Source organism: Micromonospora sp. NPDC050784, from assembly GCF_044456765.1.
In the GTDB taxonomy this organism is placed as follows: Bacteria; Actinomycetota; Actinomycetes; order Mycobacteriales; family Micromonosporaceae; genus Micromonospora; species Micromonospora foliorum.
On the sequence record NZ_JBITGG010000007.1, the window covers coordinates 205,874 to 218,724 of the forward strand.

Annotated in this window: 12 protein-coding genes; 10 read left to right on the plus strand and 2 right to left on the minus strand. The window is 70.5% G+C overall.

Features of this window, described 5'->3' with window-relative positions; translation table 11 throughout:
* Positions 1-134: 134 nt before the first annotated feature.
* Positions 135-500 (plus strand): PadR family transcriptional regulator, encoded by a 366-nt coding sequence (locus ACIBD9_RS12380; RefSeq protein ID WP_396717003.1) that lies wholly within the window; start codon positions 135-137, stop codon positions 498-500.
* Positions 497-1,873, plus strand: coding sequence for a permease prefix domain 1-containing protein (locus ACIBD9_RS12385; RefSeq protein WP_396717005.1), 1,377 nt, complete (start codon positions 497-499; stop codon positions 1,871-1,873). The genes ACIBD9_RS12380 and ACIBD9_RS12385 overlap by 4 nt, the downstream gene beginning before the upstream one ends.
* Positions 1,874-2,033: 160 nt before the next feature.
* On the opposite strand, the gene ACIBD9_RS12390 is transcribed toward ACIBD9_RS12385, so the two are convergent.
* Complete coding sequence (locus ACIBD9_RS12390) at positions 2,034-2,891, minus strand: SPFH domain-containing protein (protein WP_387175389.1); 858 nt, start codon at positions 2,889-2,891, stop codon at positions 2,034-2,036.
* Positions 2,892-3,114: 223 nt separating this feature from the next.
* On the opposite strand from ACIBD9_RS12390, the gene ACIBD9_RS12395 reads away from it, so the two are divergent.
* The 8 genes from ACIBD9_RS12395 (at position 3,115) to ACIBD9_RS12430 (ending at position 10,767) form a co-directional block, all read left to right on the plus strand.
* On the plus strand, positions 3,115-3,876 hold the full coding sequence (locus ACIBD9_RS12395; RefSeq protein WP_396717007.1) for an ABC transporter ATP-binding protein: 762 nt from the start codon (positions 3,115-3,117) through the stop codon (positions 3,874-3,876).
* Positions 3,863-4,555: an ABC transporter ATP-binding protein gene (locus tag ACIBD9_RS12400; RefSeq protein ID WP_238657899.1), complete on the plus strand. Its 693-nt coding sequence runs from the start codon at positions 3,863-3,865 to the stop codon at positions 4,553-4,555. Before ACIBD9_RS12395 ends, ACIBD9_RS12400 begins: the two co-directional genes overlap by 14 nt.
* 51 nt (positions 4,556-4,606) lie before the next feature.
* The gene (locus tag ACIBD9_RS12405; RefSeq protein ID WP_396717009.1) at positions 4,607-5,857 is read left to right on the plus strand and encodes an ABC transporter substrate-binding protein; all 1,251 of its coding nucleotides are present in this window, start codon (positions 4,607-4,609) and stop codon (positions 5,855-5,857) included.
* Positions 5,854-6,735 carry a branched-chain amino acid ABC transporter permease gene (locus tag ACIBD9_RS12410; protein WP_238657900.1) on the plus strand — a complete coding sequence of 294 codons (882 nt, stop codon included), beginning with the start codon at positions 5,854-5,856 and terminating at the stop codon, positions 6,733-6,735. Before ACIBD9_RS12405 ends, ACIBD9_RS12410 begins: the two co-directional genes overlap by 4 nt.
* A complete protein-coding gene (locus ACIBD9_RS12415) occupies positions 6,732-7,745 on the plus strand; it encodes a branched-chain amino acid ABC transporter permease (RefSeq protein WP_196922277.1) in 1,014 nt (337 codons plus the stop codon). Before ACIBD9_RS12410 ends, ACIBD9_RS12415 begins: the two co-directional genes overlap by 4 nt.
* Positions 7,746-7,823: 78 nt before the next feature.
* On the plus strand, positions 7,824-8,495 hold the full coding sequence (locus ACIBD9_RS12420; RefSeq protein WP_396717012.1) for a transcriptional regulator: 672 nt from the start codon (positions 7,824-7,826) through the stop codon (positions 8,493-8,495).
* 83 nt (positions 8,496-8,578) lie between these two features.
* The gene (locus ACIBD9_RS12425) at positions 8,579-10,147 is read left to right on the plus strand and encodes an MFS transporter (protein ID WP_396717185.1); all 1,569 of its coding nucleotides are present in this window, start codon (positions 8,579-8,581) and stop codon (positions 10,145-10,147) included.
* A gap of 11 nt (positions 10,148-10,158) precedes the next feature.
* Positions 10,159-10,767, plus strand: a complete 609-nt coding sequence (locus tag ACIBD9_RS12430) for a TetR/AcrR family transcriptional regulator (RefSeq protein WP_396717014.1) — start codon at positions 10,159-10,161, stop codon at positions 10,765-10,767.
* Between the two features lie 157 nt (positions 10,768-10,924).
* On the opposite strand, the gene ACIBD9_RS12435 is transcribed toward ACIBD9_RS12430, so the two are convergent.
* The gene (locus ACIBD9_RS12435) at positions 10,925-12,844 is read right to left on the minus strand and encodes a helix-turn-helix domain-containing protein (RefSeq protein ID WP_396717016.1); all 1,920 of its coding nucleotides are present in this window, start codon (positions 12,842-12,844) and stop codon (positions 10,925-10,927) included.
* Positions 12,845-12,851 lie beyond the last annotated feature (7 nt).

A 12,851-nucleotide genomic window follows, 5' to 3' on the forward strand; every position in this document is an offset into this window, starting at 1 on the left:
AGGCTAACCCGGAAAGTGCTCGATCGCGGCACCACAGCTGCCCGTGACGGCGATTCGGGCACCACCCGTTGCGCCAGAAGCTATACCTAGCAGTACTATGCATCGTACTTCTAGGTTTAGGGGCGGGAGGTTTCGTGAAGGTCGCCAAGGATCTGGTCGCCGCCTCGGCGACGCCGATGGTGCTCGGCATCCTGGCCGAGGGCGAGAGCTACGGCTACGCCATCATCAGGCGGATCAACGAGCTGTCCGGGGGTGAGCTGGACTGGACCGAAGGGCTGCTGTACCCGTTGCTGCACCGGCTCGAGCGCCTCGGCTACCTGGAGTCCAGCTGGCAGGCGGTCGCCGGCGAGCGGAAGCGCAAGTACTACCGCGTCACCGAACGGGGCCTGGCCGAGCTGGCCGAGCAGCGCCGCCAGTGGGACACCGTGGTGGGCGCGCTCAAGGAGATCTGGCATGACCGTGCGCCGCTGACGGTGCACCCGTTGGAGGGCCTCGCATGACGGCACACGACGGGCCCGAGGAGCTGGACGCGCAGTTCGAGCAGTGGCGCCAGTACGTGCTGCGCCGCAGGGAACTGCAGACGGTGGACGCCGACGAGCTGGAAGACCACCTCCGCGACTCGGTCGACGAGCTCGTCGCCGCCGGCCTGAGCCCGGACGAGGCGTTCCTGGTCGCGGTGAAACGGATGGGCAGCCTCGACGAGCTCTCCCGCGAGTTCGCCCGGGAACATTCGGAACGGTTGTGGAAGCAGTTGGTGCTGACCGGTGACTCCGACAGCCCGGTCGGCGGCACGCGCTCCCGCCGGGACCTGTGGGTCATGCTCGGCTGTGCGGCGGGTGCGCTGGCGTCCGTCAAGGTGCCGGCGCTGTTCGGGCTGAGCTTCGCCGACGACGGCTCGTTCTACGCGCGGAACTTCACGCTGTTCGCGCTGCCCTGGCTGGCGGCGTACCTGGCCTGGCGCCGGGGAGCCCGACGGACGGTGATCGCGGCACTGGCGGTGCTCTTCGTCCTCGGTGCCGTGGCGGCCAACGCCTACCCCCTGGCGGACGATTCGCAGTCGGTGGTCGTCACCAGCGTCCACCTGCCCATCGCCCTGTGGTTGGTGGTCGGTCTGGCCTACGTCGCCGACGACTGGCGCTCCTCCCGTCGACGCATGGACTTCATCCGGTTCACCGGCGAGTGGTTCATCTACCTGGTGCTGATGGCCCTCGGTGGGGGCGTGCTCGCCGCGTTCCTGTTCAACACGTTCGCGGCCATCGGCATCGTCCCGGAGGAGTTCATCTCGCAGTGGCTCCTGCCCTGCGGCGCGGCGGCGGCGGTCGTCGTGGCCGGGTGGCTCGTCGAGGCCAAGCAGAGTGTCGTCGAGAACATCGCGCCGGTCCTGACCAGGCTGTTCACCCCGCTCTTCACGGCCGCGCTGCTCGCCTTCCTCGTCGCTGTCGTCTGGACCAGCCACGGCATCGACGTCGAGCGGGAGGCGCTGCTCCTCTTCGACCTCCTGCTGGTCGTGGTGCTGGGGCTGCTGCTCTACTCACTCTCGGCCCGTGAGCCGCTGGCCCCGCCCGGCCTGTTCGACAAACTCCAACTCGCGCTCGTGGTCAGTGCGTTGGCCATCGACGTGCTGGTGCTGCTGGAGATCACCGGACGCATCACCGACGAGTACGGCGGTACGCCCAACCGGGCGGCCGCGCTCGGCGAGAACGTGATCCTGCTGGTCAACCTCGCGTGGTCGGCGTGGCTCCTGCTCAGCTTCATCCGTCGGCGCACGCCGTTCGCGACGCTCGAACGGTGGCAGACCGGCTACCTGCCGGTGTACGCCGTGTGGGCCTGGATCGTGGTCCTCGTCTTCCCGCCGCTGTTCAGCTTCGCCTAGACGAATAGTCCCTAACGGTGCGCTCGGCCGGCTCGTCATGTCGGTCTGCCGAGGAGCGGTATACCTCAGAGGCATATTTATACCTCTGAGGTATTCCGCCTAACGCCGCATCCGCCCCGACGAAGGTGACCGACGGTGGTCGCCCTCGCCGGCCCGCGGGTCACTTGCCGGTGACGATGCCCGGGTTGATGCAGAGCCCCGGGTTGGCGCCGTTCTTCTCCGCGATCTCCAGACAGCGGGTCACCTTGTCGACCTTGGCGTTGGTCTCGGTGATCTGCTTGGAGATCTCGGCGTTCTTGCGGTCCTGCTCCAGGTTGCGGGTCTGCGCCAGCTTGTCCTGGAACGCCTTGATGTTGCCCTCGGTCTTGTCGTCGTGGTTCACCCGCGTGATGGTTACCGAGAGGATGTCCACGTCGGTGGCGAGGCGGGTCTCCGCGCTGGTCTTGATGTTCGCGGCGAACGGCTTCAGGTCGACGTTGAGGTCACCGGTCTGGGCGTCGATCTTCTCCAGCGGGTTGTACGCGGCGAAGGCGTCGTTGACCGCGCTGTCGAGCTGCACACCCACCCGCTGACCCCGGAAGCTGGCGAAGTCGCCCTTGTAGTCCATGAACTGCTTTGGCGCGTTCTCCGGCTTGACCTGCCATTCGACGAGCACCTCGACGCAGGCGTCGGCGAGGGTGCCGGTTCGCACGCGTACGCAGTTGTCGCCGCCGATGTGGTCGTACTTCTGTCGGCCCGCGTCCCACTCGCCGACCTTCTGCCAGGGCGCCACCCACTTCAGGCCTGAGCCGGTCACCTCGCCGGTGGGCTTGCCGAAGCTGGTGACGATGCCGACCGAGCGGATCGGCACCGAGTGGGCGCTGGAGGCGATGCCGACCACCAGGGTGAGGGCGAGGAAGCCGAGCGCCGCGAGGGCGGCCATCCGCTTCAGTGACCGTGCCGGAGCGACGAGGGCGACGACGGCGCTGACCGCCAGGGCGACGGCGAAGACGATCGCCATGGTGAAGCCGACGGGCATGGGGTGGGGACCTTTCGGTGGGCTGTGTGGATCATCAACCTAGGGGGTCCGGTCAAGTCGACGGCGCAGGGGAGTGGAGTTCGCGCACGTCAATCGTGGGTCGAATATGGAGTCCATCGACATGGTTCGACTCTGGCGACCCGCCGTAGGTTTCGTCCACGCGACGGGCCTGTGACCACGGTCACCGAACCGACCGTCGCCGCGATGTGCGGAGGATGAGGCGATGGCCGGGCAAGCGCTCCTGTCGGCCCGTGGGCTGACCCGCGACTTCCGGGGCTTCCGGGCGGTCGACGACGTGGACCTCGACGTGGCGTCGGACAGTGTGCACGCGCTGGTCGGCCCCAACGGCGCGGGCAAGACCACCCTGTTCAACCTGCTCACCGGCTTCCTGCGACCCAGTGGTGGCCGGATCGAGCTGGCCGGGCGGGACGTCACCGGACTGCCCCCGGAGCAGGTGGCCCGGCTCGGCGTGGCCCGCTCGTTCCAGATCACCAGCCTCTTTCCGCAACTGTCCGCGCGCGAGCACGTCGCGCTGGCGTTGCAGTCACCCAGCGGGCTGGGCTGGCGGTTCTGGCGGTCGTCGAGGCTGATGGGCCGCTACACCGAGCGGGCCGACGAACTGCTGGGGATGGTGGGGCTGGCCGAGCTGGCGCACGCCCCCTCCGCCGCCCTGGCGTACGGCCGCAAACGCGCCCTGGAGCTGGCCATCGCCCTGGCGCTGGACCCGAAGGTGCTGCTGCTCGACGAGCCGACGGCGGGCATGGGCCTGGAGGACGTCGACCGCACCGTCGAGCTGATCGGTCGGGTGCGCCAGGGCCGGACCGTGGTGATGGTCGAGCACAACATGAGTGTGGTCGGCCGTCTCGCCGACACCGTCACCGTGCTTCAGGCCGGCAAGGTCCTCGTCGAGGGCCCGTACGAGCAGGTCCGCGCCGACGAGCGCGTGATCACCGCCTACCTGGGAGTGGCCGATGCTGCGCATTGAGAACCTGTCCGCCTTCTACGGCGAGGCGCAGGTGCTGCGCGACGTCAGCCTCGAGGTCTCCGCAGGCGAGGTGGTCACCCTGGTCGGCCGCAACGGTGCTGGCAAGTCCACCCTGCTGCGCTGCGTGATGGGGCTGCACCCCGGTCAGCGCGGCACGGTGGAGCTGGACGGGCGGGACATCACCAGGCTGCCGGCGCACAAGCGGGCCCGCCTGGGCCTGGGCTGGGTGCCCGACGACCGGGGCAGCTACGCCACCCTGACCGTCACCGAGAACCTCACGCTGCCACCCACGGTCGGCCCCGACCCGTGGTCGCTGGAGCGGGTGTACGAGGCGTTCCCGGCCCTGCACACCCGGCGGGACTCGGCGGCCACCATGCTCTCCGGCGGCGAGCAGCAGATGCTCGCGCTGGCCCGGGTGCTGCGGATGGGCGCCCGGCTGCTGCTATGCGACGAGCCCACCGAGGGGCTGTCGCCACTGCTGGTGCAGCAGGTCGGCGACCTGCTGCGCGAGGCCAAACGGCACGGGGTGACCGTGCTGCTTGTCGAACAGAACCTGCACTTCGCCACCGGGGTCGCCGACCGGCACTACCTGCTCGCGGAGGGCCGGGTCGCCGAGGCGATGGACAACTCCGAGGTGCGATCGCGCGAACGCGAACTGCTCGCGTACCTCGGGATCTGAATTCTCTCAACGACGACCCGCGCGACGACGCGCGGGATGGATGGAGTGGGCATGCGCAGGACGATGGGTGTGGCCGCGGCGTCGGCCGTGGTGGTGCTGGTCGCCGGATGCGGCGGCGGTGGCCCCCAGTCGAGTGGCGACCAGAAGCTGACCGGCGACAAGATCGTGCTGGGCGTGCTCAACGACCAGTCCGGGGCGTACTCGGAGTTGTCCGGAAAGAACTCGGTGGCGGCGGTGGAGATGGCCATCGCCGACTTCACCGCGAAGTACGGCGACAAGGCGGTGACCAAGAACATCACCGTGGAGACCGCCGACCACCAGAACAAGCCGGACGTGGCCAACTCCAAGGCCCAGGAGATGTACGACCGCAAGGGCGTCGACCTGATCCTGGACGTGCCCACCTCGTCGGCCGCGCTGAAGGTCGCCGACGTGGCCAAGGAGAAAAAGAAGCTCTATTTCAACATCGGTGCGGCGACCACCGACCTGACCGGCAAGAGCTGCAACAAGTACACCTTCCACTACGCCTACGACACGTACATGCTGGCCAACGGCACCGGGAAGACCACCACCGAGCAAATCGGCAAGAACTGGTACATCCTTTACCCGAACTACGCCTTCGGTCAGGACATGGAGAAGAGCTTCTCCACCGCGATCACGGCGGCCGGCGGCACTGTCGTCGGCAAGGACGGGGCGCCGTTCCCCAACACCAGCGGTGACTTCTCCACCTTCCTGCTCAAGGCGCCGAACCTGAACCCGAAGCCGAACGTGCTGGGCACCATGCAGGCCGGCGCGGAGCTGGTCAACGTGGTGAAGCAGTACAACGAGTTCAAGCTGCGGGACAAGGGCGTCGGCCTGGCGGTGGGGCTGATGTTCCTCACCGACATCCACTCGCTCACCCCGGCCGCGCTGGCCGGCACCACCTACACCGACGCCTGGTACTGGAACTTCGACGCGAAGAACCGGGAGTTCGCCGACCGCTTCCAGCAGAAGGCCGGCACCCGGCCGACCTTCGCGCACGCCGCCAACTACTCCGCGGCGTTGCAGTACCTGGAGGCGGTGCAGGCGGCCGGCACCGACGACGCGGACGCCGTGGTCAAGGGCCTGGAGGGCAAGACGGTCGAGGACGTCTTCCTGCGCAACGGGAAGATCCGCGCCGAGGACCACCGGGTGGTGCACGACGCGTACCTGGCCCAGGTGAAGCCGCAGTCCGAGGTCACCGAGCCGTGGGACTACGTGAAGGTGCTCAAGACGATCCCGGCCGCGGAGGCGTTCCGCACGCCCTCGGCGGACTGCAAACTATGAGCGGATTCGCGCAGAACACGTTCAACGGGTTGGTGAGCGGGGCGTTCTACGCCCTGCTCGCCCTCGGGCTCGCGGTCATCTTCGGCATGCTGCGGGTGGTCAACTTCGCGCACGGCGCGTTCTACATGCTCGGCGCGTTCGGGGCGTACGTGCTGCTCGCCGAGGCGGGCGTGCCGTTCTGGGCCGCCCTGGTGATCATGCCGGTGGGGTTGGCCCTGCTCGGCATGGCGCTGGAACGCGCGGTGATCCATCGGCTGACCAAACTGGACCCGCTCTACAACTTCCTGCTCACCTTCGGTCTGACGCTGATCCTGCAGGACCTGGTGAAACTGCGCTACGGCGTGCAGTCCAGCCCGTACGAGACGCCGTCGCTGCTGAGCGGGTCGGTCGACTTCGGGCTGTTCGACTTCCCGACGTACCGGGTGTTCATCCTCGGCTTCGCGGTGCTGCTCTGCGTCGCGGTGTGGTGGGTGCTGACCCGGACCCGGATCGGCATGGTGGTCCGCGCGTCCACCGAGCGACCGGACCTGACCCGCGCGTTCGGCATCGACGTCGGACGGTGGGTGACCCCGGTCTTCGGCTTCGGCATCGGGCTGGCCGGCCTCGCCGGTGTGCTGGCCGCGCCGATGCGCGCGGTCAACCCGTTGATGGGCGCCGACCTGATCATCGTGGTGTTCGCCGTGGTGGTGATCGGCGGGCTGGGCTCGATCTTCGGGTCGGTCGCCGCCGGCTTCGGCATCGGGCTGGTGCAGGCGTGGGGTGAGGCGTACCTCTCGAACTTCCCGCTCGTCTCGCAGACGATCGTCTTCGTCGTGATGGCCGGCGTGCTGCTCTGGCGCCCGGCCGGCCTGTTCGGTCGGGAGGAGGCCCCCGCATGACCAACACCGTGGACACTCCCACCGACGCGTCCCGCTCGACGCCACCGTCCGGGCTGATCGCCGTGGCCCGGGCCCCCGGCTGGGTGCGGTACGCGCTGCTCGCGGTCGGCCTGGCCGTCGCGGCGTGGCTGCCCAACGGCCTCTACCCGGCGGTCGCGGTGGACATCCTCTGCTGGGCGCTGTTCGCCGTGGCGGTGGACCTGCTGCTCGGCTTCACCGGGCTGATGTCCTTCGGTCACGCCGCGTTCTGGGGCACCTCCGCGTACGTCACCGGGTTGGTGGCCATCCACGCCGGCCTGCCGTTCCCCCTCGCGGTCCTGGCCGGGGCCCTCGCCGCGGCCGTGCTGGCGGTGCCGATCGGGTACCTGGCGGTCAAACGGACCGGCATCTACTTCGCCATGGTGACCCTGGCCTTCGCCCAGATGGTCTACTACGTGGCCAACGAGTGGCGCTCGGTGACCCAGGGTGAGAACGGCCTCCAGGGGGTGCCCCGCGAGCTGTTCGGCCTCGACCTCACCGACGACTACTTCTTCTACTACGCGATCCTGCCGATCGTGCTGCTCGGGCTCGCCGCCGCCTGGCGGATCGTGCACTCACCGTTCGGGCGGGTGCTGGTCGGCATCCGGGACAACCCGGCCCGGGCGCGGGCGCTGGGCTACCCGGTGCACCGTTACAAACTCACCGCGTTCGTGCTCTCCGGGTTCATCGCCGGCCTCGGTGGCGGGTTGTTCGCGGTCGGCCACCGGTTCGTCTCGCTGGACGTGCTGCACTGGACCACCTCCGGCAAGGCGGTCATCGTGGTGGTGCTCGGCGGGATCGGCACCCTCTGGGGTGGGGTGCTCGGCGCCGCCCTCGTGGTCCGGCTGGAGGACTGGTTGTCGTTCTCCGGGTTCGAGGCGATCGGCCTGGTGACCGGCGGCATCTTCGTCCTGGTCGTGGTGCTGTTCCGGCGCGGCATCTGGGGCAGCGTCGCCGCGCTGGCCCACCGGCTGGCGGCCCGCCGCCGCTGAAATTCCGCGACGGTGCATCCGCCGCGCGCCCTCTGAGCGAACCCCCGGGTAGAGAACGTCTACCCGGGGGTACGTCTGGTGCTGACCGATCCGATGCCGGCGGAGGCCGTGGAGATCGCGCACAAGCAGGTGTCGCTGGCGGCCGAGGACCTGGACGCCAACGGCGTCGCCTCGGTGCTGCTGGAGTTGGTCGAGGCGTGGGGCGTGCCGGCGCTCTGGGAGCAGGTCTGCCGTCCGCTGCTGGCCCGGCTGTCGGGGCGTACCGCCGCCGAGATCGTCGTCGAGCACGCCCTCTTCGAGGGCGTCCGGGTCGGGTTGGACGCGTACCGCCGGGAGCCGGGCCGGTCACTGCCCACCGGCGGGGTGCTGCTGGCCGGCGTCGAGAAGGAGGCGCACGGCCTCGGTCTGCTGGCGCTCGCCGCCGCGCTGCGTGAGCATGGCCGCGGCTGTCTGAACCTGGGCCCCGCGCTGCCCTGGTCCGCGCTCACCAGCGCCGTGTACCGGGCCCGCCCGAGCACCGTCGTGCTCTGGTCGCAGACGCCGCTCACCGGCCGCGCGTACCGCCTGGTGCGCTTCGCCCGGGACTTTCCGCTCCTTCGGGTGTACGGCGCGGGGCCGGGCTGGATCGAGCCGCTCGGCGGTCCGGCGGTCCGTCTCGGCACGCTGACGGAGGCCGTCGACGCCTGCCTGGCGGTCGTGCCCGGGCGTGACGCTGGCCACATACGATACGGATCGGTGCCGTATCGTTAATACGCGTCGTAGGCTGACCCGCGTTACGAGTCTGACCCGTATCGTATTTCGTCGCGGGTGATCACGTGGGGGGAAAGCCAGGCATGGAGCTGCACAACAACACCGGACACCCGAGGCGGTGGGCGATCCTGGGGGTGCTGGTGATCAGCCTCCTCGTGGTCGTCCTCGACAACACCATCCTCAACGTCGCCCTGCGCACCCTGGCCGACCCGGTGCACGGCCTCGGCGCCAGCCAGGGCGAGCTGGAGTGGTCCATCAACTCCTACACGCTCGTCTTCGCCGGGCTGCTGTTCACCTTCGGGGTGCTCGGCGACCGCGCCGGCCGCAAGCGCTTCCTGATGATCGGTCTGGTGCTGTTCGGCCTGGCGTCGCTGCTCTCCGCGTACGCCCAGAGCCCCGGACAGCTCATCGCGGCCCGCGCCCTGATGGGGGTCGGCGGCGCGGCCATCATGCCGGTGACGCTGTCGATCATCTCCAACGTCTTCGACCCGCGCGAGCGTGGTCGGGCCATCGGTGTCTGGGCCGGCGCGGTCGGTCTCGCCGTGGCGATCGGCCCGATCCTCGGCGGCGCGCTGCTGGAGCACTTCTGGTGGGGCTCGGTCTTCCTGATCAACGTGCCGGTGGTCGCCGCCGGTGTGGTGCTGGTGGCGCTGCTGGTCCCCGAGTCGCGTGACCCGCGACCCGGCCGGATCGACGTACTCGGCGTGCTGCTCTCCGTGGTCGGCCTGGTCGCCCTCTCCTACGGCATCATCGACGGCGGCGAGCACGGCTTCGACCGCCCGGTGGCCTGGGGCTCCATCCTGGTCGGCATCGCGGTGCTGGCCTGGTTCGTGCAGCACGAGCGGCGCAGCGACCACCCGTCGCTGGACGTCCGACTGTTCAAGGTGCCCCGCTTCGCCGCGCCGGTCGCCATCGTCGGCCTGGTGTTCTTCGCCGCGATGGGCTCGATGTTCTTCGGCTCGTTCTACCTGCAACTCGTACGCGACTACAGCCCGTTGCAGACCGGCCTGCTCTTCCTGCCCTTCGCCGGCGCCCAGCTGATCTTCGCGCCGCGCAGCGCCGCGATGGTCCGCCGCTACGGCGGTAAGGCCGTCGCCACCGTCGGGTTGGCGCTGACCGTGGTGTCCCTCGGCGCGTTCGTCTTCATCGGCGCCTCCACCCCGATCTGGATCGTGCTGCTCGTCTTCCTCATCCAGGGCGCCGGGATGGCCAACATCATGCCGCCGGCCACCGAGTCGATCATGTCGGCGCTGCCCCGGGAGAAGGCCGGTGTCGGCTCCGCGGTCAGCAACACCATCCGCCAGGTGGCCGGAGCGCTCGGCGTGGCCGTCCTCGGCTCGGTGCTCTCCGCGGTCTACCGAAGCGACATCGGTGACGCGCTGACCGGTCTGCCCACGCAGGCCCAGGATGCGGCCAACGAGTCGATCTCCGGGGCGTACGCGGCGGCGGGCCAGCTCGGCCCCGCGGCGCCGGGGCTGATCTCGGCGGCCAACGACGCCTTCGTCACCGCCATGCACTGGGCGGCCGGGCTCTCCGCGGTCATCGCCGCGCTCGGGATCATCGTGGTGCTGCGCTGGATGCCGGGCAAGGAGGAGACCAGCGTCGCCCCGGCGGCTCCGGTCGCCGAGCCTGAGCTCGCAGGCACGGCATAGGTTCGGGGAGAATGGCGGACATGACGTCCACTGCCGATGCTCCGCGGTCGCCCGGGCGACCGCGGAGCATCCGCGCCGACGAGGCGATCATCGAGGCCACCCTCGACCTGCTCGCCGAGGGCAGCACCATCGAGGCGCTCTCGATCGAGGCGATCGCCACCCGCGCCGGGGTCGGCAAGGCCACCATCTACCGCCGCTGGGCCGGCAAGGACGCGTTGCTGCTGGACGCGTTGCGCCGCCTCAAAGGCGTCCTCGCGCAGCCGGCCGGCCACTCCGTCCGCGACGACCTCGTGCTGCTGGTCGGTGCGATCGGCAAGAACGTCGACCCGCGAGCGGCCAAGATCATGCCCTGTCTGGCACCCGCCGTGAACCGCAGCGCCGACCAGTTCCAGCTCTACCAGAGCATCATCTCGCCCCGGCGGCAGCTGATGCGCGAGGTGCTGCGGCGCGGCATCGACGAGGGGGTGCTCCGCGCCGACATCGACGTCGAGGTGACGATGGCGCTGCTCACCGGGCCGATGCTGATCCAGCGGGTGCTCCAGTGGAACCCGGACCTCGACGAGCAGTCCCTGCCCGAGCGGGTCGTCGACGCCGTGCTGAAGGGCATCCAGGCCCGCTGACACCGGGTGCTCGGTCGCAGGCTCTCGTGCCCGCTGACGCCGGGTGCTCGGTCGCAGGCTCTTGTGCCCGCTGACGCCGGGTGCTCGGTCAGCGGCTCCGGTGCCCGTCGACGCCGGACGCCCGGCCGGGGGCCTTGGGCCCGCTGGCCGGCGGCGGTCAGCCGGCTGGTGCGCGCAGCCGGTGCAGCCGCAGCGCGAGCTGCACCTCCAGCGCCCGCTCCGGCCGCTGCCAATCGACGCCGAGCAACTGCCCGACCCGCTCCAACCGCTGGGTCACCGTGTTGACGTGCACGTGCAGTTGCTCGGCGGCCCGGGCCAGGCTGCCACCCACCCCGAAGTACGCCTCAAGCGTCTTCACCAGAGCCGTGCCGCGCCGGGCGTCGTAGTCGAGCACCGGCCCGACGGTGGCGCTGAGGAACTCGGTCACGTCCTTCTCGCCCCGGTCACCGACCGTGCCCAGCAACAACCCGACGAAGCCCAACTCCACCGTGCTCGCGCCCTGCCCGGCGCGGCCCAGCGCGCCCAGCGCCGTCAGGCACCGGTCCGCCTCCTGGAACGTCCCGGCCAGCGCCGCCGGCATGGTCGACGGGCCACTCGCCCCGGCGGTCACCGGTCGGCCGGTCACCCGGGACAGGTCCCGGGCCACCGCGCGGGCGCTGCCACCCGCGTCCAACCCCGGCAGCATCAGCACCACCCGGCCGTCGCGCGCCGCGGCCAGTCCGCCGCGCGCCGAGGCGTACGTGGTGGCCCAGGAGAGCACCCGTTGCCGCGCCGAGCCGGTCGCGGCGATCGCGTCGTCGCCCACCGCCACCAGCACGTGCGGCGCGTCCAGGTCCACCCCGAGCCGACGGGCCCGGCTGCGCAGCGCGTCGGTGTCGCGCAGCGGGCGGGCGATCAGGTCGTCCAGCAGCTCGCCACGCACCCGCCCCTCCGCCTCCGCCACCGTCCGGCGGAACAACAGCAGCAGCGCGGTCACCAACGCGGCCCGCTCCAGGATGCGCTGGTCGGCGTCGACCAACTCGTCGTCCGGGCGCAGCACCAGGGCGCCCAGGTTCTCCGCGCCGGCCACCACTGCCGCGTACCACAGTGGACCCCGGCGTACGCTGCGCCCCTCGGTCCGGGACGCGGCCACCGCCTCGACGATGTCCGCCCGGTCCGGCTCCTCGATCTCACCCACCCGGGCCAACAGGCGGCCCTCGGCGTCCAACGCCAGCAGCGCGCCGCCCAGCACCTCGGTCACCGCCGCCGCCACGTCCTCCACCCCACCGCCGCGCAGCACCAGCGCGGTCATCCGGTCGTGTGCCGCCGCGGCCCGCTCCACCGAGCTGCTGTGCGCCCGGATGGTGGTGTTCGCCGCCGACAACTCGGCCAACGCCGACCGGGTCTCGGTCAACAGTCGGGCGGTGTCGATCGCCACCGCGGCGTGCGCGGCCAACGACACCAGCAGGGCCACCTCCTCCCGGACGAACGGCCGGGCCGAACGGTTGGCCGCGTAGAGCACCCCGATCGAGGTGGAGCCGAGCCGCAGCGGCACCCCGAGGATCGCCACCAGGCCCTCCTCGCCCACCCCGGCGTCGATCTCGCCCGTGTGGTGGAAGCGCGCGTCCTCGCCGTAGTTCGCGGTGACGTACGGGGCGCCGGACTGTGCCACCAGGCCACCGAGGCCGGCGCCCATCGGCAGGCGCAGCCGCTGGAAACGGGCCGAGACCGACCCGTCGGTCACCCGCATGTAGGTGTCGCCACGCTCGTCGTCGTTGAGCGTCATGTACGCCACGTCCGCGCCGAGCAGGTGGCGGGCCCGGTGCACGATCGCCCGCAGGACGTCGTCCAGGTCGCGCAGCCCGGCCAGGTCGCTGACCGTGTCGTACAGGCCGGACAGCTCGCTCTCCCGGCGGCGGCGACGCTCCAGCAGCGCACGGACCCGCAACGCCACCGACTTGGCCTGCTCCAGCTCGGCCAGCCGGTCCGGTGGCAGCCCGGCGGCCCGCGCGGCCACCAGCGGTCCCTCGAACTCAACCGCCGCGGCCTCTCGGGCGAGCAACTCCAGGAACTCCACCGGCGATGACATGGTCGACATTGTGCTC